Here is a 26,010-nt window from a genome sequence, read left to right as displayed (position 1 = left end):
CTTAATTGGAAATCACCCGTATTCGCATGTTGCGTGGCCCAAATTTATGGAGCCGCCATACCGCTTTAGAGGCCATAGTATCTTGCGAGGAATCAGAACGCTCAATTGATCTGATTCCCGAATTTGAAATCAAGATTCGTGAGCGCTTTCCGCAATTAGGTAGTATGCGTCGCGGAGGGCAAAATGAAACTCTCTCCCTAGCACACGCGCTAGAACATGCTGCTTTAGGTCTTCAATCTCAAGCAGGTTGCCCTGTCACTTTTAGCCGTACCGTACAAACCATTGACGTGGGCGTATATCAAGTCGTAGTGGAGTACACCGAAGAAGTTGTCGGGCGAATGGCTTTTGACTTTGCTTTTGCTTTAATTCAGGCAACCCTCAACGATGTGCCGTTTGATTTGGCAGCTGCCCTCTCAGAATTAGAGGCTCTATATGAAGATGTACGCTTAGGGCCCAGTACTGGCTCCATTGTTGATGCTGCAGTACAGAGAAACATCCCCTATCGCCGTATGACTGAGGGCAGCATGGTGCAGTTTGGCTGGGGTAGCAAACAAAAACGTATCCAAGCTGCTGAGACTAGCGACACTAGTGCGATAGCCGAGGCGATTGCTCAAGATAAAGAGCTCACTAAAAACCTTCTAGCGGCTGCAGGAGTATCCGTTCCAACTGGTGAAGTAGTCACTACCGCAGATGATGCATGGCGTGCCGCCCAAAAAATTGGTGGCCCTATTGTGCTCAAGCCCAAGGATGGCAATCAAGGTAAAGGTGTCGTTGCCAATATTCAAACTGAAGCTGAAGTACGCGCTGGATTTGTAGTAACCCAGGCTTTTGGCCGGGAAACTATAGTCGAACGCTACCTACCTGGCGCGGACTATCGCTTGCTCGTGGTAGGTAATCGCTTATCCGCTGCGGCGCGGCGCGAGCCTGCGCAAGTAGTGGGAGATGGCAAGCATAGCGTCGCTGAACTGGTTGACCTAGAAAATAAAAATCCATTGCGTGGCGATGGTCACGCAACCGCATTAACCAAGATTCGCTTTGATGACATTGCTCTTGCACATTTAGCTAGTAACGGTCTTAGCCCGCAACATATACCCAACACTGGCGAACGCGTTCTCTTGCGCAATAACGCCAATCTCAGCACTGGTGGTACGGCTACCGATGTGACTGATGATGTCCATCCTGATGTTGCAGCCAGCGCTATCGCTGCTGCGCAAATGATTGGATTGGATATTGCTGGAGTCGATATTTTGTGCGAGGCGATTTATAAGCCTTTAGAGAGTCAAGGTGGCGGCATCGTTGAGGTTAATGCTGCTCCTGGCCTGCGCATGCATCTCAAGCCTTCCTATGGCAAGAGCCGTCCTGTAGGCGAAGACATCATCAACACAATGTACCCGCTTGGCGAGGATGGCAGAATTCCAGTTGTGGCAGTCACTGGAACCAATGGCAAAACAACTACTGTTCGCCTTATTTCTCATTTACTCAATGAGACTGGCTTACGTGTTGGTATGACGACTACTGATGGGGTATATATCAACCATCGCCTAATTGATTCTGGAGACTGTAGTGGGCCCAAGAGTGCTCGTAACGTTCTCATGCATCCCGATGTAGATGCCGCTGTCTTAGAGACAGCCCGTGGCGGTATGCTGCGCGAGGGCTTAGGTTTTGACCGCTGTGAAGTTGCTGTTGTTACCAATATTGGTGAAGGGGATCATCTTGGTCTTAACTACATCACTAGCGTTGAAGACTTAGCTATCTTAAAACGGGTAGTTGTCCAAAATGTGGCGCCGTCTGGCGCTGCAGTCCTCAATGCCACGGATCCCATAGTCGTCAAGATGGGGGATGTTTGCACGGGTCGAGTGATTTTCTTTGCGCAAAATCAACACCACCCTGTGATTGCTGCCCATCGAGCTAAAAACAAAAAAGTGATTTACTTTGATGGCGCCTTTATCGTTTGCTCTAAAGGGTCTCGCGTTCTCTTCCGCTTCCCAGTCAGTGAAATTCCCTTAACTCAGAATGGTGTTTTAGGCTTCCAAATTGAAAATGCCATGGCCTCTATTGGCGCAGCTTGGGCATTAGGCTTAGATGCTGAAAAGATCGCGCGCGGCCTCCACTCCTTTGAGAGCTCTGCCAATGCAGTGCCAGGACGCTTCAATCAATTCCAGCACAAGGGTGCTACTGTCATTGCTGACTATGGCCACAATCCAGATGCCATGCGCGCTCTAGCTAGCGCGATAGAAGCCATGAAACCCAAGAAGAGTCATGTAGTCATCAGTGGCGCCGGCGATCGTCGTGATGAAGATATTCGCGATCTGACCCGTATTCTTGGCAATAGCTTTGACAATGTCATCCTTTATCAAGATCAGTGTCAGCGTGGCCGCGAAGATGGTGAAGTGCTCAAGCTGCTTCAAGAAGGTTTAGTAGGCACTAAGAAAGCCAAACAAGTGAAAGAGATTACTGGTGAATTTCTTGCTATTGATACTGCACTCAATGATTTATCTACTGGTGATATCTGTCTGATACTAATTGACCAGGTCGAAGAATCTCTTGCCTATCTCAAAGAACAGGTGCGACCATAATTATTGAATTCATTTTTCAGACAGTCGCCTAAAGTAAAAAAGCCCAGTCAGTGATTGGGCTTTTTTATTAAATCTGAATAGTTCAGATGATACGAATACTTACGCCTGTGAATGGTAATGCTGCAAGCGCTCAATCTCTTCTTTAGACCCCAACATCACAGAGACGCGCTCATGCAATTCTGTCGGGATCATATCCATGATTAATTGATCGCCATTGGTTGATGCACCACCAGCCTGCTCTACTAAAAAGCTCATGGGATTTGCTTCATACATCAGGCGCAACTTCCCTGGCTTATGTGGTTCACGCTGGTCCCATGGATACATAAAGATACCTCCACGCGATAAGACACGGTGAACGTCAGCAACCATAGACGCAATCCAGCGCATATTGAAATCTTTATCTCGCTCGCCACTCACGCCTGCTAAGCACTCATCTACATAGCGACGAACAGGCTCAGCCCAGTGACGCATATTCGACATATTGATGGCAAATTCTTTGCTTGAGTAAGCAATCTCCACTGCGTGTTTAATTAATACAAATTCACCGGTGACTTTATTTAAGGTGAACATCACTACGCCATCGCCCAGCGTTAATGCCATGGTGGTTTGTGGACCATAGACAACATAGCCTGCCGCCACCTGATGACGGCCTGATAATAAGAAATCCGAAGTTTGTAATAGTGCTGCAGGATCTTGTTTCTTGAGTACAGAGAAAATGGTGCCGATGGATACATTCACATCAATATTGGATGAGCCATCTAATGGATCAAATAATAGTAAGTAGTCGCCAGTGCCCTGAACTGGAAGCGGTAACTCCATCTCTTCAGAAGCTAGCCCAGCCAATGATTTACATCCCTGTACGCCATCAATTAATAAGTCATTGGCAATCACATCCAGTTTTTGCTGGACCTCACCCTGGACATTACCAGTGCCAGCAGACCCCAACAAGCCAATTAAAGCGCCTTGCGCCACTTCATGACTCAATGTTGAGCAAGTGGCTGCAACTGCCAATAACAGCTCTTGTAGACCTGCAGGGATGTGGGCACCTTTCACCTTGGTGGATGTCAGGTATTGCTTGAAATTGGTATTAAAAGTACTTGAAGCGCTCAAAAGGAATTTCTCCGTAGATGCTGTCTAAACAACATTTCTTTACATAAGTTCTATTTTGCCTTGTTCGGCCAACAAACTCTCAAATCTGAACTTGGAAAGACGTTCTGAAGGGATTTAGCACACCATTATCAGTAATTTCATATAGATTGATGATATATTTGATGTTAATATGCATCATTATTGATGAGAAAACCCATGAGAACAACCGTAACTATTGATGATGAGCTTTATCAACGGGGATTAGAGCTTGCAGACCCTGAAATGGATAAGGCTGACCTTTTCCGCGAAGCAATGAGTGTGTTTGTCAGAGTTCAAATCGGCAAACGGTTGGCAGCATTGGGCGGAAAGGCGCCTGAAATGAAGAATATTCCCCGCCGAAAACCAAAGGACGGTCAATAACTATGACAATGGTTTTGGCCGACACCTCAGTATGGATATCTCACTTCAGAAAAGGTAATCCATCATTACAGTCCCTCCTAAAGAATGATCAAATCCTATGTCATCCATTAGTCCTTTTAGAGCTTGCTTGCGGATCCCCTCCAGCCCCAAGACTAAAAACTTTGAGTCAACTAAAAAGTTTGCGTCAAGCGACGATAGCAACAACAGAAGAAGCAATAGAATTTATTGAGAAAAATAAGTTCTATGATTTGGGTTGCGGAGCGGTTGATATATCACTCCTTACCTCAACGCTGCTATCAAAAAATGCTCTGCTCTGGACATTTGATAAAAACTTAGGAGCTTTGGCCACCCAGCTTGATGTTGCCTTCAAAGAGAGTTTTCACTGAAGTAAACCATCAAATCTAGGGGCAACTTAACTTCCCAAAGCCTTAGAAACCACCTCTTTCACATCTGGGGAGAGGGTTTCGCAAGCCGCAACCTGCTTTAGGGCTGCCAACATGTGATCTTGGTACGGCTTGGCAAATTGACGCCAACGATCCAATCCCCTAGCTAAACGAGCGGCAACTTGTGGGTTGATTGGGTTTAAGGCCAGCACAGATTCTGCCCAAAATGCATAACCACTGCCGTCCGCCTGATGAAAACTCGCGGGGTTATTCATACAAAAAGCATGAATGACGCTGCGAACTCGGTTGGGATTATTCATTTTGAAAGCTTCATGCTCACGCAAACGCTTGACTTCACTCAAGGTAGATTGAGCGTTAGCGACTGGCGGCCTGCTCGATTGCAATGCAAACCATTTATCAATCACTAAAGCATCGTCAGCAAACCGGGTATAAAAATCCTGCAAACAAGCTGCTGCTGATTTTGACCCATGAATTACTAAGCCAGCCAAAGCAGCGTATCGATCAGTCATGTTGTCAGCATTCTGATATTGATTGACCGCCATTGGCGCCCAGATCAGGGGATCCGCTTCGAGCAACATACTTAGCGCAAGATTCTTTAAACCACGTTTACCAGCACTTGCTGCATCAGGATTAAATGGTCCTGGCGTTTGCATCTGCTGATAGAGGGCAGCCCACTCGATGCGTAACTCACTGGCAATAACGTGGCGGAAAGCGCGACGTGCGTTATAAATCTGCTGAGGGTCAACACTCGCACACTGTTCATACAGATAAGTTTCGGCAGGTAAAGTCAGCGCCAGCTCTTTGAACGCAGGATCCAAGTCCGGATCAGTTAACAAAGTGCGATAAGCCTCAATCAGAACTTGATCCGGCAAGCGATTACCCAGAATCATTTGCATTGCCAGTTTCTGACCAGCTTCCCAGCGATTAAAGGCATCGTCATCACTCGAAAACATGGTCAGCAGATCATTCTCACTTTGATCAAAATCTAAATGAATCGGGGCAGAGAAATTCCGATTGATGGATAAGACTGGACGGCTCATCACCCTATCAAAAGTCCAAGTTTGTTGATCTTGAGTTAACTCCAATAAAGTCTCCACCTGATCATCTTCAGGCGTGAGTAGGCGCATCTTCAAGGGAATATGGAAGAGCTTGCTATCTTTGTGCGCTGTATTTGCTGAAGAGCTTTGCGTCAAAGTCACTTGATATTGCTTTTTATTTGCATCGTAGGCTTCTTCCACCTTGATCTGAGGCGTGCCCGCCTGGCTATACCAGTTCTTAAATTGAGAAAGGTCGCGGCCATTAGCATCGGCCATGGCAGCCAAGAAATCATCACAAGTCACTGCTTGGCCATCGTGACGCTGGAAGTATAGGTCCATACCTTTACGGAAACCGTCAACACCCAATAGAGTTTGATACATACGAACAACTTCAGCGCCCTTCTCATACACCGTCACGGTGTAAAAATTATTGATCTCTTGATATTCGTCTGGACGAATTGGATGCGCCATCGGGCCCGCATCTTCAGGGAACTGTAGTTGACGCAATAAACGCACATCCTCAATTCGCTTTACCGCCCTGCCAGACTCACTACCCATTTGATCGGCAGAAAATTCTTGATCGCGAAATACAGTCAGACCTTCTTTTAATGAAAGCTGAAACCAATCACGACAAGTTACACGATTACCAGTCCAGTTGTGGAAATACTCATGGGCCACGACACTTTCAATATTAGCAAAGTCAGCATCGGTTGCAGTCTCTGCTTGAGCTAGAACATACTTGGTATTAAAAACATTAAGGCCCTTGTTCTCCATCGCGCCCATATTGAAATCACCTACAGCCACAATCATGAAGCGCTCGAGATCTAACTCAAGGCCATAGCGTTTCTCATCCCAGTGAATTGAGGCAATTAAAGAATCCATGGCATGACGAGTCTTTTTCAAATCATGTGGCTCAACCCAAATCTGCAATAACTTTTTTGCACCACTGCCTGTAGTGATTGCCTCTTCAATACATTCCAACTTGCCAGCAACCAAGGCAAACAGGTAGGAAGGTTTTGGGAATGGATCCTCCCAAACGGCGCTATGCCAGCCATTTGGTAATTTTTCAGCACTAATCAGATTACCATTTGATAGCAGCACTGGGCACTCCGCCTCGCGAGCACGAAGAGTTACTCGATAACGCGCCATGACATCTGGCCTATCGAGGAAGTAAGTAATCTTTCTAAATCCTTCAGCCTCGCACTGCGTAAAGAAATTTCCGTTGGAAACATATAGGCCCATCAGTGAGGTATTTTTCTCGGGCACACAGACGCAAATAATCTCAACGATGAAAGCTTGTTTACCCTCATTCGGTAAAGCATGAATAGTCAGTGTTTCTGGGCTAAGTTCAAACTGACGATGGGCTGCACCATTGATACGCAAGCTGACAAACTCCAGTTCGTGTCCTTGCAAAACTAAAGGTGCACCAACCTCATGACCAGGCCCAGGCAAAACCTCTAGACGACTCTTCACAATCGTCCTAGCAGGATCTAAGGCAATGTCTAACTCAACCTGTGAGAAGGTGTAATGAGGAGCACGGTATTCGAGCCTTCGAAAGCTCTGTGGTAGATCAGTTTTCATGGGGTAATTTTAAGCCCCATAGGAAAATTCGACCTAACCCCAAATCAGGGTAGCAATACCAATAGCGATGAAAGTTACGGCGGCTACTGCGTGTACCCACCTAATAGGCATGCGTTTGGTAAATTTCTGGCCAATCCAAACAGCCGGGGCATTAGCCAACATCATTCCCAAAGTAGTACCAACCGTTACCGAAAAGACATCGGAATATTTTGCGCCCAAGGCAATCGTGGCAATTTGGGTCTTATCCCCCATCTCTGCCAAGAAAAATAGTCCAACTGTCAGCATAAATACTTGAACGGCCCTATCCGCCACCTTTGATCCGGCCGCATCATCAATATGATCGGGCACTAAGAGCCAAAGGCCTATCCCCAAAAAACTCAGGCCCAAAATCCACTTAAGCAGATCTGGACTCATAAAAGTGGTAAGCCAATGTCCTAGTAAAGCTGCACAAGCATGATTAGCAATCGTTGCGAGGAGTATCCCGCCAATAATGGCGAGCGCCTGCTTTGGATAGCGCGCAGCCAACATTAATGAGAGTAATTGAGTTTTATCACCCATCTCAGCTAGGGCGACTACACCAGTAGAAAGTGCTAATGCAGATAAGTCCATTCATCCAATGATATAGGAAAGCTTGGGAGCAAGACTCCCAAGACATTCAAGCGAAGAACTATAGTCAAACTATTAAGCAGCCAACAACTCTTCCGCTAATACAAAATCTACTTTCTGCGCTATAGCAACTGGTTCAGATGTGAGCTTACCCCGGCAAATACTCAAACCATTACGTAGATGATGGTCATGTGATAGCGCATTTACCATGCCACGATTTGCCAAGGCCTCAATGAATGGGTAAGTTGCATTCGTCAAAGCAAAGGTAGAAGTTCTAGCAACTGCACCAGGCATATTTGCAACGCAATAGTGCAGCACTCCATCTACGGTAAAGGTTGGATCAGTATGTGTAGTGGCTTTAGAGGTCTCAAAACAACCACCTTGATCAATTGCCACATCTACCACTACTGCACCCGCCTTCATTTTTCGTACCATCTCGCGTGTTACCAACTTTGGTGCTGCGGCACCAGGTAACAATACGGCGCCAATAACCACGTCTGCTTCACAAACCTCAAGCTCTACCAAAAGAGGGTCGGCATAAAAAGTTCGCACGCGATTGCCATAGAGTATGTCAATCTGTCTTAAGCAGTCGATATTACGATCGAAGATACAGATATCTGCACCCATACCAACAGCCATTTGTAGCGCATTACGACCTACCACCCCCGCACCCAATATGACTACCTTTGCAGGCGCTACGCCAGGGACGCCTGCCATCAAAATTCCTAACCCTCCATTTGTTTTTTCTAGATGTGTAGCAGCCGCTTGTATGGACATCCGGCCCGCAACTTCACTCATGGGAGCCAGAAGCGGTAAAGCGCCATTAAATGAAGTGACTGTTTCATAGGCAATACAACTGGCACCCGATGCGAGTAATGCTTTGGTCTGCTGTGGATCTGGCGCTAGATGTAAATAAGTAAAGAGAAGTTGATCTTCACGTAACATTGCACATTCTTGAGGCTGGGGCTCCTTCACCTTCACGACCATCTCCGCCTTCGCAAAAACTTCAGCAGCGCTATTGATTAAGGTAGCGCCAGCTAGGCGATAGGACTCATCGCTCAAGCCAATCTGCTCTCCTGCTCCACGTTGCACTAAGACAGAATGTCCCTGCTTACATAAGCCTCTGACATTACCCGGGGTCAAGCCAACACGAAATTCATTATTTTTTACTTCTTGAGGTACGCCAACAATCATTTATGTCTCCTTATTTGAATTCACGACTCAGTTTTGTTTTGCGATGTAACCCGACGATGTAGAACATGGCGAGATACACACCTAATAAGCACGGGCCTAAGACCAAGGCAATCCGCGCATCCTCATGAAAGCCCATCAACACCACTACTAGAGCAATAAATGCCAATGCGAACCATGAGGAATAGGGCCACCAAGGTGTGCGATACGCCAATTCGGCAACCTGGACTTTAGTCAGTGAGCGACGAAACTGAATTTGCGTAATCAAAATCGCAATCCATACCATCAAACCTACAAAGGTCACTGCGGCCATAATGTACTGGAATGCTTTATCTGGAACAAAGTAGTTCAGCACTACGCCAGTCATACAAACCGCTACAGTAGCGATCACCGCACGATGTGGAACGCCATATCTTGACAGCTTGGCAAATGGCGCAGGTGCATACCCATTGACTGAGAGCGCATAGAGGAGTCGCCCACCACTAAAGATGCCAGCATTGCAAGATGACAAAGCAGCAGTAATCACTACGAAATTAATGATTCCAGCAGCTTCACGCAAACCAATGCGCTCAAACATCACCACGAATGGACTGCCTTGTTGGCCAACTTCATTCCAAGGAAAGATGGTGAGGATGACAAAAATTGCACCCATATAAAAAATGAGGATGCGCCATGCCAAGGAATCGATTGCCATCGGAATAGTTTTTCGTGGATTCTCGGCTTCACCAGCAGATAAGCCAATCATCTCAATGCCAACATACGCAAACAGGACCATCTGCAAAGAGAGCAGCATCCCGCTGATACCATGAGGGAAGAAACCGCCGTGTTGCCATAGGTTAGCAAGGCCAACAGGATTCCAGTCATTAGTAAAGCCAAAGAAAATGACTGAGCAGCCTAATGCAATCATGGCAACAATAGCGACCACTTTGATAAGAGCAAACCAAAATTCAAACTCACCAAACACTTTGACAGCAATGAGGTTAATCAGGCCCATCATCAAAATGGAAGATAAAGCCCAAATCCACTGGGGTGTCTCGGGAAACCAAATCCCCATATAAATACTAACCGCAGTGACTTCGGCTATTCCGACAACAATCCAATAAGTCCAGTAGCCCCACCCGACCATATAGCCCGCAAGTGGTCCTACGTAAGTATTGGCATAAGCCGCAAATGAACCTGCGACTGGTTCATGCACTGCCATCTCACCCAAGGTGCGAAGCACGATGAAGGCCACGATGCCAGCCAGAAGATACCCCAATAAGATTGAAGGTCCTGCAATTTGAATCGCACTTGCCGAGCCTAGAAATAATCCAACGCCAATAGTGGACCCCAAAGCCATAAGGCGAATATGCCGCACTTTGAGGTGGCGCTGTAAACCAGTTTGTTCAGTCTGCAAAAGAGACCTCCTTTCGATTTGTCTTTGGTAAATCACCAACGAGGCAAAGTCTAGGGAGGACTGCGCATCTACACTAGGGGATGAAAATGCGCAAAGTACTTAAACTAATAAATATGTTGTGTCATAAACAAGCCCTCTCCATGCGAGCGAGCTCAATGGGAAATTAATAAATTTGGGATGACAGCAGAATCCGTAATTTCCTACAGGGATTCCCCTTAAGGATTTATCGATGGATTTGAAAAAAAATTGCTTACTGGGTAGCAATCAGATTTAAAACTTCAGCAGCAGCGGCTAAACCACAAGCTGCCGTGACCATCACGGTAGAGCCATAACCAGAGCAAGCAAGGCCGCCACTAGAAGCTCCCGCGCGTGGCTCATGAGAGTAAATTGCGCGAATACCTATTTTTCTTTTTAAATTTCTAGAAAAGCCATGATCTTGTCTGAGGCCTTGACGCACCTTTGCCAACAAGGCATCTTGCTCAGTTCGCGAAAGGTCATCGCAGCGCACAGAAGTAGGGTCTGACTTTCCACCAGCTGCACCACACATGACTAGAGCGCGCTCATTTTTATTTGCCCACACGGCCAAAGCAATCTTAGTCTGCACCGAATCAGTTGCATCTAAAACAATCGCATTTTCTGGAATCAAAATATCTAGATTTTCTGGCTCCAAAAATACATCATGGGTGGTGAGCATAATCTCAGGATTAATTTGACGAATGCGATCAGTCATGGCCTGTACTTTTGCCTTGCCGTACTCACCCTCTAGAGCATGTAGTTGTCGATTAGTATTACTTTCGGCAATGTGATCAAAATCGATCAGGACGAGATGCCCGATAGCAGTGCGAGCCAATGCCTCAGCAGCCCACGATCCCACTCCACCTAATCCCGCCACTACCACTGTCGCCTGGCGAAAACGCTCACGCAGCTCTGGGCCATATAGACGAGCTACACCCCCAAAACGACGATCTCCCAAACTGTCCTCTATCTTGTCTTCTGCCATAGACTCTCTTTATACTGAAAAAATGGACTCCATTGCTCAACTCCGCAAAAACTACACCTTCGGCCAGCTTTCAGAGGCTGAGGTTTCACCAAATCCATTGGACTTATTTCAGGTTTGGTTTGATCAGGCTATCAAAGCGGAATGTCCCGAACCTAACTCCATGACCTTGGCAACGGCAGATGTAGCGGGTAATCCATCAGCCCGTATTGTCTTACTAAAAGGTGCGGATAGTACTGGTTTCACCTTCTTTACCAATTACGAAAGCCAAAAAGGTAAAGAGCTGGCTGCTCGCCCACATGCTGCCTTGTTATTTCATTGGCACGAGCTAGAGCGTCAGGTTCGCATCAAAGGGGCTGTTGAGCGTGTTAGCCCTGCTGAGAGCGATGCATACTTTCACTCCCGTCCAGCCGCCTCGAGAATTGGTGCCTGGGCTTCGCCACAAAGCTCTGAAATTCCCAATCGCGAATTTCTTGAGGAAGCGGAAAAGCGCTTCGCAGCAGACTTTGGCAATCAGCCTCCACGCCCAGAACACTGGGGCGGATATCGCCTACACCCCACGGAGATTGAGTTCTGGCAAGGCCGTCCTTCACGCCTGCATGACCGCATTCACTATCAACTTGATGGCGCCCAATGGCGCATAACTCGCTTAGCTCCTTAAAACCTTGAGCTGCGCTTGATCAAATTGCTCTAGCGAAACGCTGGTGCTATCAGGGATTGAAACTTTGCTCTGAATTTGGCTAATTTAGGAGCAACGACTGCCATGCAGTAGCCCTGCCCTGGATGCTGACGAAAATAATTCTGGTGATATTCCTCAGCCGGATAAATAACGGGCGCTACATCAATTTGAGTCACTACTGGATTGGAATATATTTTCGCACTCTCTAGCTCCATAACCACTTCATGAGCAGTTGTGCTTTGGGTATCGCTGTGAGTAAAAATCACAGAGCGGTATTGAGTACCGCGGTCGTTACCCTGATAGTTCAAAGTAGTTGGATCATGAATAACAAAGAAGATCTCCAATAAATCACGATAAGACACTATCGCCGGATCAAAGTAAATATCAACGATTTCAGCATGACCTGTTTGGCCAGAGCAAATAGATTCATAGTCTGGATTTGGCATGGCCCCTCCCGCATATCCTGAGATCACAGTACTCACGCCAGAGATTTGCTGATAAACCGCTTCTAGGCACCAGAAGCAGCCACCTCCCAAAGTAGCGCGTTCAAGGGAGATCTTGTTTTTGAGGGTAGTTTCGTTCATGGCTTTATCCTAATGCCTTATTCAATCGTTTGCTTGCCCCCATATAACCCTATGTCGATCAATCGCTTCACACTCCAATTAGACGAAATCAAGGCAGCGTATGCCTCAGAACCCAACCCCACGCTTCAGGTTCGCCTTGAGCGGATTGGACGTATTGAGCGAATGATTGCCGCCAATGAAGAAAAAATCTGCAAAGTCTTGGCTGCGGATTTTGGCAATCGTCACCCTATTGAGAGCCGTCTACTTGAGTTTCAAATGATTTATCAGGCATGCAAACATGTTCGTAAGCACCTCAAAGAGTGGATGAAACCTCAGCTAGTGCCGACGCCAGGATTCTTGGGCTCATCCCATGCTTGGACTCAAATGCAATCCATGGGAGTCGTGGGCATCATGAGCCCCTGGAATTACCCGGTACAACTCGCACTTGTCCCAGCCATTGCAGCCTTTGCAGCAGGTAACCGTGTTTGGCTAAAACCCTCGGATAGAAGTTCGCGCACCTCTGGATTCTTGGCAACTTTGATTCAAGAATATTTTCACCCGATTGAATTTTGCGTCAGCGTTGGCGGTACTGAAGTTGCAGAATCTTTTGCCGCACTCCCTTTTGATCACCTATTTTTTACGGGCTCAGGAGATATTGGTAAAAAGGTAATGCGCGCTGCAGCAGAGCATCTAACTCCGATTACTTTAGAGTTGGGTGGCAAGTCTCCAGCAATTGTCGACCCCTCAGCCAAGCTCAAAGAGGCGGCCGCTAGCATTATTTATGGCAAGTTGGTTAATGGTGGGCAAACTTGCATTGCTCCTGATTACACTGTAATTCACGCAAGTCATTGCAATGCATTTATTCAAGAGTTGCAGATTGCAGCGCAAAATCAATTCTCCAACCCAGAAGAATTCACTGGCGCAATTGATGAGCATCAGCTAGCACGTTGGCAAAAACTAGTTCAAGACGCAATAGATCATGGTGCACAAGCAATTCCACTTATTTCACCTACCGAAAATACTAGACTGCCATTTATTCCAGTAGCACTCTTAAATGTTTCTGAGGGTGCCCTGATTATGCAAGAAGAAGTATTTGGCCCCATTCTGCCAATCGTGACAATCAACGATGTAGATTCAATAATCCGCTATGTCAATGAGCGTCCAATGCCATTAGCCATGTACTGGTTTGGTAAAAATAAAGCGGTAATGAATCGTATTCTGAATGAAACGCGCTCTGGTGGCATAACAATCAATGACACCCTTCTGCATGCAGCTGTGGAAGATTTACCATTTGGTGGCATCGGCGCAAGCGGTATGGGCGCCTATCACGGTAAAGCAGGTTTTGAGTTGTTTAGCCATCGCAAATCTGTTTTAGAGGTTCGAGGTTTCTTTGGTCTTCATTTTTTACGTGGCACTCAATTGGCAAGACCACCCTACGGTAAGGGTGTTGAGCGCCTATTGCGTTGGCTTAAATGATTACTGATCAGGATTTGTCAATAGAGTAGTAGCTTGCCAGCAAAACCAATTAGCAGACTCCCAACTAGAAACCAAAGGGCTGCGGCGTAATGAGGGTGCCGATTAAAGAAGCCCAGAAAAAATTGCCCAGCACAGATGAGGCTTATCAAGTAGGTCATGCTCACTATTTGCAATACCAGAGCTAGATATAAAAAGGTATGTACTGGATGCGCATACTCCGGTTGAATAAACTGCGCAAAGAATGAGACGAAGAAAAAGATTGCCTTAGGATTGGTTAAAGATAAAGTCAGTGCAGCAATTGCTGGATGCAGGGTATTTAAGTAATGAGACCGGCCATCTCCTGATACCAGTACTTGAGTGCCATACCAACGCGCCAAGCCACTCCGAATAAAGCCATACCCCATCCATGCTAAATAAGCGGCACCAAGCATGCGCAAGATCTTGAATGTAGATGGCGATGAGTTTAGTAAAGTTGCAGCGCCTAAGGCGATGCCGATCATCAAGATAGCGTCGCCAATAAAAATGCCCACCGATGCCCACGCACCAGCGCGCCATCCCTTAACCGAAGCAATCGCCAACACATACAGGGAATTTGGGCCGGGAAATAAGATCGTCAAAATGACACCTACAAGGTATGCAGGAAAATCATTAATGCCCACGCTTGAGGGCGTAATAAACCAATTCATCACCTAATCATAATTAAATTCGGGAAAACCCTTGTAATGGGCTACTTAAAATGTCATAATTAGTGGCTTTTTAAAGCAATTTGATTCATCGCCCCCCAGCTATATTTCAGCGCATCGTTTAGAAGTCATAAACACCGAATTTACAAAACGCGCTGCCGCCTGTCTGATGGTCGATGCCTTTGACCATCACACTCAATAAAAAACAGAGAGTGTATACACGGAGACATCCCATTAATGGGATGTGTAATAGCATGACTTTTTCTAAAGAAACTAATCCTACTGGAACAGAGTTCCAGAATTTCGCCCTCGCGGCGCCACTCCTTAAAAACGTTGCTGAATTGGGTTACACCCAAGCTACTGAAGTGCAAGCTCAGGTTATTCCTGCTGCGCTTGCTGGTGGTGACTTATTGGTCAGCAGTCAAACTGGTAGCGGTAAAACTGCAGCCTTCTTATTGCCTTTAATTAATCAACTCATCGAAGACAACCCAAGCGGCTCACCTGTACCAGGCCGTGCACAGCCAAAAGTACTAGTGCTCTGCCCTACTCGTGAATTAGCTCAACAAGTTGCCGCTGATGCAGTGAATTTAGTTCGCGGCATGAAAGGTATCCGTATTGCAACTGTTATGGGTGGTATGCCTTATGGCAAGCAAATCCAAGCGCTTAAAGGTGCATTGTTAGTTGTTGCAACTCCTGGTCGTTTACTCGATCTGACCGATAGCAAAGCAATTCGCCTAGATGATGTAAAACAACTTGTGATCGATGAAGCTGATCGTATGCTCGATATGGGCTTTGCAGATGACCTCGAGGCAATTGATAAGCGTTGCGCTAGTCGGACTCAAACTTTGATGTTCTCTGCAACTTTTGCGCCAAAGATTATGTCTTTAGCTAATGAGCTGACTACTAACGCGAAGCGTATTGAGTTAGCCCATGCTGGCGAGAAGCACGCCAACATTGAACAGAAGCTGCACTGGGCTGACAGCATGTCACACAAGCATAAATTGCTCGAGCACATTTTGGCTGACGCCTCTTTGGATCAAGCGGTAGTGTTTGCAAGCACTCAAATTGAAAGTGAAAAAATTGCTGACACTTTACGTGCTAACGGTTACGAAGCTAGCGCCTTACACGGTGCGATGCCTCAGGCAGTACGTATGCGTCGTCTTGAGTCACTACGCAAAGGTCATACCAAGATTTTGGTTGCAACTGACGTAGCAGCTCGCGGCATCGATGTACCACGTATTAGTCACGTGATTAACTTTGGTTTACCAATGAAACCAGAGGACTATACGCATCGCATCGGTCGTACAGGTCGCGCTGGTCGAAATGGTGTTGCTATCACTTTGGTTGAACATCGTGATCGCGCCAAAATTCGCAATATCGAACGTTTTACACAGCAAGACATCGTTGCCTCAGTGATTGCTGGCCTCGAGCCACAAGCCAAGCCTAGCTTTGGTGGTGGCGGTGGTCGTCCAGGTGGCGGTCGTTCCGGTGGCGGCTTTGGCGGCGGTAATCGCTCTGGTGGCGGTGGCGGTCGTTATGGTTCTGGTGCTCGCTCAGAGTCTCGTTCTGGTGGCGGAGGCGGCGGTAATCGCCCAGGCAGTCATTTTGAATCTCGTTCTGGCGACTCACGTCCATCAGGTGATTCACGTCCTGCTGGCGCTAATCGTTTTGCCGATTCACGCCCTGCGCGCTCTGGCGACTCACGTCCTACTGGCGGTAACCGCTCTGGTGACTCACGTCCGTCTGCTGGTCCACGTTTTGCTAAACCCAAAACTGGTGGTCAACGTAGAAGCTTTAGCGGTAACTAAAAATGGTTCACCGTCGTCGTCTCCGTTCTGCATGGAATCGAGTCGATTCCGGTGAATTACATCAAGCGCCACGCCAGTGGCAGTCTTGGCTCAGCGATACTGGTTCTTTAACCCAAAAAATTGAACGTGCAATCGGACAAAAACTAGAGGTAGTAGTTTTGCGTGATTGCCGCCAAAACCTGAATAGCGACGAGAGTCGCTATTTCCATTTCAAGATCAAACGTTGTCGTATCAGAGAAGTACTGCTTTGCACTCATGGTATTCCGCTGGTGATGGCACACAGCATTATTCCCAGCACCAGCTCGAGTGGCAGCAATCATGAGGTTCTGCGCTTAGGAAAAAAACCATTAGGTGCAGTGCTTTTTGCTAAAACGCAAATGCGCTCCCAAAAGAAACCACCCCGAGAGATTGCTCGCCTTGATAAGCAAAGTGCACTATGGAAAAAATGTTTTCAGCAATATTCAGGGTTGCCCCAGGTCAACTGGGCAAGACGTACGCTATATCAACTGAAAGGACGCCCACTCTTAGTGAGTGAAGTTTTTCTGCCGGCCCTACTTAACTATCCCGCTCATTAAATAGATAGCCAAGCTTGCGATGCGGCAATCAAAGCCTCATCTCCAGGCTCACAAGTAATCACTTCACCAAAACCAATGTGCTCTGCCGCATCGGTAATATTATGATGCGGACAAATGGCTGTGGCGAGATCAAGCGGCAGTTTTGCCCCACCCAAATGTCTTACCGCCTCCGATGAAGTTAGGAGCCAAAGCGATTTAGCAAAATTCATCTCATGAATTTCGTTCCAAGCGGAACTATTGAGATCCAAAGGAACGCGAGCATAAACTGAGAATGCTTCAACTTGAGCACCAGCATTTTTTAGAGTGTCAGCGAGCCAATCGCGCCCGCCCTCACCTTTAAAGATGATTACTTTTTTAGTAGACCAATTCCAGCGTAGATTCTGTAATTCGGTCCACAAGCCCTCAGAATCCCACTGTGCATTATTCTGAGGAAGGATGATTTGAGTGTGGTTACCCTCAGCACCAATACCATGATTTTTGAGAGCCAACATACTGCTACCACCCATAACCCCAATTGGCACAGGATTGCTCGATAACTCTTGCCAAGAACACTCTAATAAACGCATCGTACATTCAATGGCATTCGGACTAACAAAGATGGCTAAGTCTGCAGTCTTTAGTGCTACAGTAATCTGCTCCACCAAAAAACCATCACCCTTTGGGGCAATAGTAAGTAAGGGTAAAGCAATAATCTTAGGGGTAGATTCGGGGGTAAAACCACTATTGCGCAAGCTCACCAAAAGCGCTTCTGACAACTGACGCGCCTGTCCACTGGGGCGGGTAATGACAATGGTCTTATTACTCATCCGCAACTTGTTTAATGGCTTCTTGCTAATAAAATTTTATTTAGGCAGGCCATTAGGCAATAAATGCTCAGCACCTTGAGCAATCAGATCTTGCGCTACTGATAATCCTAAAGCCTCTGCATCATCAAGACTCTTTACGGCACCTTGAGCGCTGGCCAAACAAATTGCAGTGCCATCAACACTAGCAACAAAGGAGCGAATATTCATATGATCTTGATCCCAGGTAGCATACGCAGCCAAAGGTACTTCACAAGATCCGCCTAATTGGCGCGACACCATACGTTCAGCAGTCACTGCATAGAGTGTAGGCAAATCATTAAGCGGCGCAAGCCACTCTTTAATTCTGGGATGCTTAATCAGAGTTTCGATACCAAGAGCACCCTGTCCAGCAGCTGGCGTATAGGGATCAATGGGTAATAAAGCCCGAATACGGCTTCCTAAACCCAATCGCTTGAGACCTGCAGCAGCCAAAATAATTGCTTGGTACTCGCCGCGATCAAGCTTGCCCATACGGGTATCTAAATTACCCCTCAAGGGCTGGATCACTAAATGTGGAAATCTGGATCTAAGCACGGATTCTCGTCGCAAACTAGAAGTACCCACCACCGCACCTTTTGGTAAATCCTCTAGGCTGGCATAGTCATTAGAAACAAATGCATCATGAGCATCTTCACGGACCATCACGCATGACAAATCAAAGCCCTCTGGCATGACCATGGGGACGTCTTTTAGGGAATGCACCGCTAAATCTGCCCGACCATCTTCTAGGGCAGTTTCAAGTTCTTTTACAAATAAGCCCTTGCCACCCACTTTGGAGAGGGCTTTATCCAGTATTTGGTCTCCTCTAGTGGTCATACCCAGGATCTGTACATCGCATGACGGATAGAGCTTTTTAAGGCAATCTCGGAGGTGTTCAGCCTGCCACATAGCGAGGCGGCTCTCACGGGAGGCGATTACAAGGCGCTCAGGGGTACCAGAGTTGGAGGCTACAGGGCTAGAAATAGGTGTTTGGGACATAGCATTTAAAATAATTAAAGATTTACATCAATATACTGCGTTTATGAGCTCATCAAAAAATTCCCTTTCCAACAAAGCCCAAGCTTGGTCGGCCCGCTTTAATGAACCCGTTGACGAACTAGTTCAACGTTATACCGCCTCCATTGGTTTTGATCAACGATTTGCCTTAGTGGATATTGCTGGATCTTTAGCTCACGCTGAGATGCTGGCCACTCAAAAAATTATCGGCGCCCAAGATTTAGCGGATATTCAAAAGGGTATGGCCCAGATTAAAAGCGAAATTGAAGCCGGTGAATTTAACTGGCAACTCGCACTGGAAGATGTACATCTGAATATCGAGGCTCGCCTGACAGAGTTAGTTGGCGATGCTGGCAAGCGTCTTCATACTGGTCGTTCGCGGAATGACCAAGTAGCAACTGATTTGCGCCTGTGGTTGCGTGGCAGCGTTGATGAGATCGCAATCACTCTCAAAACCCTACGTAACGCCTTGCTTAACCTAGCTGAGATTCATGCTGCAACGATCATGCCTGGCCATACTCATTTACAAGTAGCTCAGCCCATTACTTTTGGTCATCACTTGATGGCCTATTACGAAATGTTTAGTCGCGATGCGAGTCGCTTAGCAGATCTGCGCGCCCGCTTTAATCGTTTACCGCTCGGTGCGGCTGCTTTAGCCGGAACAACTTATCCTATCGATCGCGAGCAGGTCGCCAAGATTTTAGGTTTTGATGGTATCTGCAATAACTCTCTTGATGCAGTATCTGATCGTGACTTTGCGATTGAGTTCTGCGCCTTTGCATCCATCTTAATGATGCACGTGTCACGCTTATCTGAAGAGCTGGTACTGTGGTTGAGTCCACGCTTTGGCTTTATTGATTTACCAGATCGCTTCTGTACTGGCAGCTCCATCATGCCGCAGAAAAAGAATCCAGATGTACCAGAATTAGCTCGCGGCAAAACTGGGCGCGTTTATGGTGATTTGATTTCTTTACTGACCTTGATGAAGAGCCAGCCACTGGCGTACAACAAAGATAATCAAGAAGACAAAGAGCCTTTATTTGATGCGGTAGATACCGTGCAAGATACCTTGCGTATCTTCGCTGATATGGTGCCGCATATTCAGGTGAAAGCCGATGTGATGAAAGCTGCCGCTGAAGAAGGCTTCGCAACTGCCACTGACTTGGCTGATTACTTAGTTAAAAAGGGTTTGGCTTTCCGGGACGCTCACGAAGCAGTCGCTCATGCGGTGAAAGCCTGTGTCGGACGAAACTGTATGCTCACCGACTTATCACTCTCTGAATTACGTTTTGCTTGTGGCTTAGATAATCGTCCTGAGCTCATGGGCGACGATGTGTTTGCTTTACTGACTGTAGATGGCTCCGTGAATTCTCGTCAACATGCTGGCGGTACCGCTCCTGCCCAAGTACTTGCTGCTATTAAACGGGGTCGGGCAGATCTCTAATCCGCATGGACTTTTGGGGAACGCTCTCAATAGGAATTGACCGCTTAAATCAATTCCTTGGCAAGGCAGCCAGCATCATGATTTTGCTATCTTGCGTAGTATCAGCTGCTAATGCTCTGCTTCGCTACAGTCTAGATATCAGTAATAACTGGCCACTAGAATTACAGTGGTACTTATTTGCTGCCGCTGTCATGCTGGGGGCTGCATACACACTCAAGCGCAATGAGCATGTTCGAGTCGATTTAATTTACTCACAACTTTCTGATCGCGGACGTCTTTATGTAGACCTCTTTGGTTTGATTGTCTTTTTATTGCCCGCTTGCTTATTATTTTCCTGGCTGTCTTGGACTACTTTGTTTTATCCGTCCTGGTTAGTTTCTGAGCATTCACTCAATGCAGGTGGTTTATCGCGCTACCCCATTAAGTTTATTGTGCCTTTTGGTTTCTTCATGCTAAGTCTTCAGGGGCTCTCAGAAATCATCAAACGTATTGGCGCCCTCAAAGGTAAAGCAACATTACCCGCCGCTGATCTTCATTATGAAAAGCCCATGCAATGATTCCATTGGAATGGATGCCACCGTTGATGTTTGGCGGACTCATTGTGTTTATGTTGATCGGTTTTCCGGTAGCCTTTTCTTTAATGGCTGCAGGACTATTCTTTGCTGGCATTGCCATCAGTGAAAACTTCTTTGGCGTGCCGTTTTTGCAAGCTATTCCCCAGCGCATCTTTGGTAGCGTTCTTGCTAACGACCTACTGCTAGCAATCCCCTTCTTCACATTCATGGGCGCTATTCTTGAGCGCTGCGGTCTTGCAGAAGAGATGTTGGATTCCATGGGTCAGCTCTTTGGACGTATTCGGGGTGGACTTGGCTACTCAGTGATTATTGTGGGATTTATTCTGGGGGCGATCACGGGGACAGTGGCTGCGCAGGTGATCGCTATGGCGATGATTTCTCTGCCAGTAATGATGCGTTATGGCTATAACATGCGCTACGCTACGGGCGTTTTAGCGGCTTCTGGGACTATTACCCAGTTAGTGCCACCCTCCTTGGTGCTGATTGTTTTGGCCGACCAGCTAAAAACCCAAAGCGGTAGCGCCGATGTGGGCAGTATGTACCTTGGCGCTTGGGGGCCTTCCCTGCTGCAAATCGGTCTGTTTGCCCTCTACACTTTTTTCCTATCCCGCTTTAGGCCTGATTACCTTCCCGCGGCCCCAGAAAATGAACTCACTCTCAAAGGCTGGGTGCTGTGGAAAAAATGTCCATTAGGAATTATTCCCTCAGCGGCGCTGATTTTCTTGGTGCTGGGAACTATCATGACTGGCATCGCAACCCCAACCGAATCTGGCGCTATGGGAGCGATGGGTGCATTGCTTTTGGCATGGATTCGAAGGGCAAGCATTCCCAATCTCAATGGCTTGATACAGCAAGCCTATCAAAACACCATGCGGATTACTGCGATGGTAGTGTTCATCTTAATTGGTTCAACTTGCTTCTCAGTTGTTTTCCAAGGTGTTGATGGCGGTCACTGGGTAGAAGCATTGTTTTCCAACCTGCCGGGGGGCTGGATTGGATTCCTAGTGTTTGTGAATCTGTTTGTTTTCTTCTTGGCATTCTTCTTGGACTTCTTTGAAATCGCTTTCATCGTGGTGCCACTGCTTGCACCAGTCGCAGTCAAACTACTGGCACCAGTATTGCTTGCCTCCATGAATGGTAATCCTCAGGCAGCGGCTAGTGCTGCTCTAGTATGGTTCGGTGTAATGCTGTGCGTCAATATGCAAACCTCATTTATGCATCCCCCATTTGGGTTTGCACTGTTTTATCTACGTGGCGTTGCACCTAAAGAAGTCAAAAGTAGTGATATCTACTGGGGCGCATTACCTTGGATTGTTCTGCAACTCATCATGGTTGTGGTGGTTGCGGCATTCCCAGCTTTGGTCACCACCCTACTAGATAAGCCTGTTGCAATGATTCAGAGCCAAGACTTTAATTTCACAGGAAGCGAAGAAGTTAAACCAGACTCATTGCCAAGTAAAGTTGATGAAGATGCGCCGGTTATCTTTCAGCTAGATAATCCGGGCAAATAACCATCTACAAACTACTATCACTGATAGTGATATCGGCAGGCAATAATCACAAGCTGATCTTTCTCAATGGCATAGATAAGGCGATGAATATCATCAATTCGTCTAGACCAAAATCCCGATAGACTTTCTCTTAATTCCTCAGGCTTTCCAATGCCATCCTCAGGATTTCGCATGGCATCTTTTATAAGTGCGTTGATACGCCTTAAATTTTTTTTATCTTGTCCTTGCCAGTAAACGTAATCAGACCATGCAGCGCTTGTCCATACAACCCTACTCAGCATCTACAAGAGCCTTTTCTTTGGTTTGCCCTTTTCGATATTGCGCCAATGATTTCTCCAAATGTTTTACGTTAGCTGGAGATTTTAATAAATGGAATGTTTCCATCATGCTGTTATAGGTATTCAAAGACATCACCACAGCATCATCAGCATCCCTGCGAGAGATAATGGCTACATCGCAATCGCTCACCACTTGATCGATTACTTGTTTAAATTGATTTCTTGCGTCAGAAAAATTAATTACTCTCATGGCTCGTCCATACTTGTTCAATATATTGTACAAGTATAGTTCAAACCATCTTTATACACAAGCAAAAAAATACCCCGCAAAAGCAGGGTATTTCGAGGGATTCATTACTTAAACTAGATTACAGGGTGATATCTGGCTCCTGCCTTACGCAATCAACGTAGTACTCGCTACGTCCATCAATATCTGCTTTGACCAAGCCATGGATATCAGTTTCAAAGCCTGGGAATTGCTCATTGAAGTCACGAGCAAAGTAGAGATAGTCAATGATGCGTTTGTTAAAGCGCTCGCCTGGGATCAAGAGTGGAATACCTGGAGGATATGGTGTTACCAACATAGCAGTAATACGATCTTCAAGTTGATCCAAAGGAACACGATCTACCTTTTTATGCGCCATCTTCGCCCAAGCTTCTGAAGGCATCATTGCTGGCACCATATCCGAGGTATACATCTCAGTAGTCATACGGGCTACATTACGACCCTTATAGAACTCATGAATCTGCTGGCAAATATCTTTGAGACCAACACGCTCGTAGCGAGGGTGTTTAGCAACGAACTCTGGCAATACTTTCCACAAGGGAGCGTTCTTATCAAAGTGGTCTTTAAATTGTTGTAGCTCAGTCACCAAAGTATTCCAGCGACCCTTGGTGATACCGATGGTGAACATGATGAAGAAAGAGTACAAACCACACTTCTCTACGATCACGCCGTGCTCAGCTAAGTACTTGGTCACAATACTCGCCGGGATACCCATAGATCCGAAGTTACCTTCGACATCTAAACCAGGCGTAACTACTGTCGCCTTGATAGGATCGAGCATGTTGAAATCTTGTGCAACATTGCCAAAGTCGTGCCAACTAGCATTGGGCTCCAGAATCCAATCCGAACGCTCTCCAATTCCTTCTTCAGTTAAATGGTCTGGACCCCAAACCTTAAACCACCAATCTGCTCCAAACTTATCATCCACTTCACGCATTGCGCGACGGAAGTCCATTGCCTCAGCAATAGACTCCTCCACTAGCGTAGTACCTCCAGGAGACTCCATCATGGCAGCAGATACATCGCAAGAAGCGATGATGGCGTATTGGGGGCTAGTAGAGGTATGCATCAAATAGGCTTCATTGAAACAGTCTCGATCAAGCTTATGTTCTTCAGCGTCCTGCACCAATACCTGCGAAGCCTGTGATAAACCGGCTAATAACTTGTGGGTTGATTGGGTAGCAAACATCAAACTCTTTTTAGTGCGCTTGCGATCTGATCCGATGGCATGCATATCTTTATAGAATGGATGGAATGCAGCATGTGGTAACCAAGCTTCGTCGAAATGTAATGAATCGACTTTGCCATCGAGCATATCTTTAATCATCTCGACGTTATAAATAATCCCGTCATAAGTGCTTTGTGTAAGCGTCATAACACGTGGCACCACGTTCTTATCTTTGATGAAAGGATTGGCATCAATTTTCTTCTTGATGTTTTTCCACTCAAACTCCTCTTTAGGAATCGGGCCAATAATGCCGAGGTGATTACGCGTTGGCATCAAGAAGATCGGAATCGCGCCCATCATCGTGATCGAATGAATCACGGACTTATGGCAGTTGCGGTCTACTAACACCACATCACCAGGGGCAACAGTAGAGTGCCAAACAATCTTATTGGATGTCGATGTACCGTTTGTCACAAAGAACAAATGATCAGCATTAAAGATGCGGGCAGCATTGCGCTCGCTTTGCAACACAGGTCCAGTGTGATCTAACAGTTGACCTAATTCTTCTACTGCATTACAGACGTCGGCACGCAGCATATTCTCACCAAAAAATTGATGGAACATACGCCCTACCGGACTCTTCAAGAAAGCCACACCACCAGAGTGCCCAGGGCAATGCCACGAGTAAGAGCCTTCAGAGGCGTAATTAGTTAAGGCGCGGAAGAATGGAGGCGCCAATGAATCGAGGTATACCTTAGCCTCACGAATAATGTGACGCGCTACAAATTCTGGCGTATCTTCATTCATATGAATAAAGCCATGTAACTCACGCAAGATGTCATTTGGCATGTGCCGTGAAGTACGGGTCTCACCATATAAAAAGATGGGAATATCTTCGTTGCGTTTACGTACTTCAGTAATAAAAGCACGCAAATTATTCAAAGCAGGTAAATCATGATCTTCAGAGTCAGAAACGAACTCCTCATCATCGATCGACACAATAAAGCTAGAGGCACGGGAGGCCTGTTGGGCAAAGGATGTCAGGTCACCGTAGCTAGTCAAGCCAATGACTTCCATGCCCTCAGTTTCAATCGCTTCAGCTAAGTCGCGAATCCCCGAACCTGAAATATTTTCAGAACGAAAGTCCTCATCAATGATGATGATTGGAAAACGAAATTTCATGTGTACCCTTTAAAGTCGCCAATGCGGCGATTAAGCAGATTAAGTCTTTGGCAGAGTAACGCCGACTTGGCCTTGATACTTACCACCACGATCTTTGTACGACGTACCACACACTTCGTCGCTTTCGAAGAACAAAACTTGTGCACATCCTTCGCCGGCATAAATTTTTGCAGGCAACGGGGTCGTATTCGAAAACTCGAGAGTGACATAACCTTCCCATTCAGGCTCGAATGGAGTGACGTTCACAATAATTCCGCAACGTGCATACGTACTCTTACCAACGCAGACCGTTAATACGCTTCGTGGGATCTTGAAGTACTCAACAGTTCTTGCCAAAGCGAAAGAGTTTGGGGGAATGATACAAACCGGGCCCTTGAAATCGACAAACGATTGCTCATCGAAATTCTTGGGATCAACGATAGTGCTGTTGATGTTTGTGAAAATCTTGAATTCATCAGCACAACGAATGTCATAGCCATAGCTTGAAGTGCCATAGCTCACAATTTTATGTCCTGCGGCATCTTGGCGGACCTGCCCAGGTTCAAATGGGCTGATCATGCCTTGCTCGCCCATGCGGCGGATCCAGTGGTCAGATTTAATAGTCATGGCCGAATTGTAAAACCATCACGGGCTATATGCCCACC

The 26,010-nt window shown here is 46.6% G+C and carries 24 protein-coding genes; 10 read left to right on the top strand and 14 right to left on the bottom strand.

Translation table 11 applies throughout. The features are described from left to right. The first annotated feature begins 5 nt into the window (after nt 1-5). The gene (gene cphA, locus ICN27_RS03125; RefSeq protein WP_216268946.1) at nt 6-2,576 is read left to right on the top strand and encodes a cyanophycin synthetase; all 2,571 of its coding nucleotides are present in this window, start codon (nt 6-8) and stop codon (nt 2,574-2,576) included. A gap of 99 nt (nt 2,577-2,675) precedes the next feature. Here cphA and ICN27_RS03120 read toward each other — a convergent pair whose 3' ends face one another. Beyond that, complete coding sequence (locus tag ICN27_RS03120; RefSeq protein ID WP_216268945.1) at nt 2,676-3,686, bottom strand: class 1 fructose-bisphosphatase; 1,011 nt, start codon at nt 3,684-3,686, stop codon at nt 2,676-2,678. Between the two features lie 195 nt (nt 3,687-3,881). Here ICN27_RS03120 and ICN27_RS03115 point away from each other — a divergent pair, with 195 nt between their 5' ends. Next, entirely contained in the window at nt 3,882-4,085 is a 204-nt protein-coding gene (locus ICN27_RS03115) for a type II toxin-antitoxin system VapB family antitoxin (RefSeq protein WP_215309573.1), read from the top strand. 161 nt (nt 4,086-4,246) lie between these two features. Beyond that, nucleotides 4,247-4,471, top strand: coding sequence for a hypothetical protein (locus tag ICN27_RS10490; RefSeq protein WP_370624468.1), 225 nt, complete (start codon nt 4,247-4,249; stop codon nt 4,469-4,471). 26 nt (nt 4,472-4,497) lie between these two features. On the opposite strand, the gene pepN is transcribed toward ICN27_RS10490, so the two are convergent. The 5 genes from pepN to ICN27_RS03085 all read right to left on the bottom strand — a co-directional run bounded on the left by pepN (nt 4,498) and on the right by ICN27_RS03085 (nt 11,300). After that, a complete protein-coding gene (gene pepN / locus ICN27_RS03105) occupies nt 4,498-7,107 on the bottom strand; it encodes an aminopeptidase N (protein WP_216268943.1) in 2,610 nt (869 codons plus the stop codon). A gap of 33 nt (nt 7,108-7,140) precedes the next feature. Then, on the bottom strand, nt 7,141-7,716 hold the full coding sequence (locus tag ICN27_RS03100) for a TMEM165/GDT1 family protein (RefSeq protein ID WP_215309568.1): 576 nt from the start codon (nt 7,714-7,716) through the stop codon (nt 7,141-7,143). Between the two features lie 72 nt (nt 7,717-7,788). Then, nucleotides 7,789-8,907, bottom strand: a complete 1,119-nt coding sequence (gene ald, locus ICN27_RS03095) for an alanine dehydrogenase (RefSeq protein WP_215309566.1) — start codon at nt 8,905-8,907, stop codon at nt 7,789-7,791. A gap of 10 nt (nt 8,908-8,917) precedes the next feature. Beyond that, nucleotides 8,918-10,243 (bottom strand): amino acid permease, encoded by a 1,326-nt coding sequence (locus ICN27_RS03090; RefSeq protein WP_304608925.1) that lies wholly within the window; start codon nt 10,241-10,243, stop codon nt 8,918-8,920. A gap of 307 nt (nt 10,244-10,550) precedes the next feature. Beyond that, nucleotides 10,551-11,300 (bottom strand): ThiF family adenylyltransferase, encoded by a 750-nt coding sequence (locus ICN27_RS03085; RefSeq protein ID WP_215309562.1) that lies wholly within the window; start codon nt 11,298-11,300, stop codon nt 10,551-10,553. A 22-nt stretch (nt 11,301-11,322) separates the two neighbouring features. Between ICN27_RS03085 and pdxH the strand changes: the two genes are divergently transcribed. Next, complete coding sequence (gene pdxH / locus ICN27_RS03080) at nt 11,323-11,958, top strand: pyridoxamine 5'-phosphate oxidase (RefSeq protein WP_216268941.1); 636 nt, start codon at nt 11,323-11,325, stop codon at nt 11,956-11,958. 29 nt (nt 11,959-11,987) lie between these two features. Here pdxH and msrA read toward each other — a convergent pair whose 3' ends face one another. After that, nucleotides 11,988-12,560 (bottom strand): peptide-methionine (S)-S-oxide reductase MsrA, encoded by a 573-nt coding sequence (msrA, locus tag ICN27_RS03075; RefSeq protein ID WP_216268940.1) that lies wholly within the window; start codon nt 12,558-12,560, stop codon nt 11,988-11,990. Between the two features lie 51 nt (nt 12,561-12,611). On the opposite strand from msrA, the gene ICN27_RS03070 reads away from it, so the two are divergent. Beyond that, nucleotides 12,612-14,015, top strand: a complete 1,404-nt coding sequence (locus ICN27_RS03070; protein ID WP_216861218.1) for an aldehyde dehydrogenase family protein — start codon at nt 12,612-12,614, stop codon at nt 14,013-14,015. A 17-nt stretch (nt 14,016-14,032) separates the two neighbouring features. Here the strand turns inward: ICN27_RS03070 and leuE are convergent, their stop codons facing one another. Further along, nucleotides 14,033-14,701, bottom strand: a complete 669-nt coding sequence (leuE, locus tag ICN27_RS03065) for a leucine efflux protein LeuE (RefSeq protein ID WP_216268939.1) — start codon at nt 14,699-14,701, stop codon at nt 14,033-14,035. Between the two features lie 251 nt (nt 14,702-14,952). On the opposite strand from leuE, the gene ICN27_RS03060 reads away from it, so the two are divergent. Both ICN27_RS03060 and ICN27_RS03055 read left to right on the top strand, forming a co-directional pair. Further along, nucleotides 14,953-16,506, top strand: a complete 1,554-nt coding sequence (locus ICN27_RS03060; RefSeq protein WP_216268938.1) for a DEAD/DEAH box helicase — start codon at nt 14,953-14,955, stop codon at nt 16,504-16,506. A gap of 2 nt (nt 16,507-16,508) precedes the next feature. Continuing rightward, complete coding sequence (locus ICN27_RS03055; RefSeq protein WP_216268937.1) at nt 16,509-17,081, top strand: chorismate lyase; 573 nt, start codon at nt 16,509-16,511, stop codon at nt 17,079-17,081. Here the strand turns inward: ICN27_RS03055 and ICN27_RS03050 are convergent. Then, nucleotides 17,078-17,887, bottom strand: a complete 810-nt coding sequence (locus tag ICN27_RS03050; protein ID WP_216268936.1) for a uroporphyrinogen-III synthase — start codon at nt 17,885-17,887, stop codon at nt 17,078-17,080. The genes ICN27_RS03055 and ICN27_RS03050 overlap by 4 nt on opposite strands. A gap of 36 nt (nt 17,888-17,923) precedes the next feature. Beyond that, on the bottom strand, nt 17,924-18,904 hold the full coding sequence (gene hemC, locus ICN27_RS03045) for a hydroxymethylbilane synthase (protein WP_216268935.1): 981 nt from the start codon (nt 18,902-18,904) through the stop codon (nt 17,924-17,926). A gap of 43 nt (nt 18,905-18,947) precedes the next feature. Here hemC and argH point away from each other — a divergent pair, with 43 nt between their 5' ends. The 3 genes from argH to ICN27_RS03030 are packed head-to-tail and all read left to right on the top strand — an operon-like array spanning nt 18,948 to nt 22,452. After that, on the top strand, nt 18,948-20,366 hold the full coding sequence (gene argH / locus ICN27_RS03040) for an argininosuccinate lyase (protein ID WP_216268934.1): 1,419 nt from the start codon (nt 18,948-18,950) through the stop codon (nt 20,364-20,366). A gap of 5 nt (nt 20,367-20,371) precedes the next feature. Beyond that, nucleotides 20,372-20,923 (top strand): TRAP transporter small permease subunit, encoded by a 552-nt coding sequence (locus ICN27_RS03035; RefSeq protein ID WP_216268933.1) that lies wholly within the window; start codon nt 20,372-20,374, stop codon nt 20,921-20,923. Further along, on the top strand, nt 20,920-22,452 hold the full coding sequence (locus ICN27_RS03030; RefSeq protein ID WP_216268932.1) for a TRAP transporter large permease subunit: 1,533 nt from the start codon (nt 20,920-20,922) through the stop codon (nt 22,450-22,452). Before ICN27_RS03035 ends, ICN27_RS03030 begins: the two co-directional genes overlap by 4 nt. Nucleotides 22,453-22,469: 17 nt before the next feature. On the opposite strand, the gene ICN27_RS03025 is transcribed toward ICN27_RS03030, so the two are convergent. From ICN27_RS03025 to dcd, 4 genes are all read right to left on the bottom strand, one after another. Then, nucleotides 22,470-22,733, bottom strand: coding sequence for a Txe/YoeB family addiction module toxin (locus ICN27_RS03025; protein WP_216268931.1), 264 nt, complete (start codon nt 22,731-22,733; stop codon nt 22,470-22,472). Beyond that, nucleotides 22,723-22,980 carry a type II toxin-antitoxin system Phd/YefM family antitoxin gene (locus ICN27_RS03020; RefSeq protein WP_216268930.1) on the bottom strand — a complete coding sequence of 86 codons (258 nt, stop codon included), beginning with the start codon at nt 22,978-22,980 and terminating at the stop codon, nt 22,723-22,725. Before ICN27_RS03020 ends, ICN27_RS03025 begins: the two co-directional genes overlap by 11 nt. 118 nt (nt 22,981-23,098) lie before the next feature. Further along, a complete protein-coding gene (locus tag ICN27_RS03015; protein WP_215309540.1) occupies nt 23,099-25,366 on the bottom strand; it encodes an arginine/lysine/ornithine decarboxylase in 2,268 nt (755 codons plus the stop codon). Nucleotides 25,367-25,405: 39 nt separating this feature from the next. Next, nucleotides 25,406-25,972, bottom strand: coding sequence for a dCTP deaminase (gene dcd / locus ICN27_RS03010; protein ID WP_215309538.1), 567 nt, complete (start codon nt 25,970-25,972; stop codon nt 25,406-25,408). Nucleotides 25,973-26,010: the final 38 nt, after the last annotated feature.

The sequence above is a fragment of the Polynucleobacter sp. Nonnen-W13 genome, assembly GCF_018881735.1.
GTDB lineage: Bacteria > Pseudomonadota > Gammaproteobacteria > Burkholderiales > Burkholderiaceae > Polynucleobacter.
The sequence above is the reverse complement of the archived record's forward strand: the minus strand, read 5'-3'. Positions and strand labels throughout refer to the sequence as shown.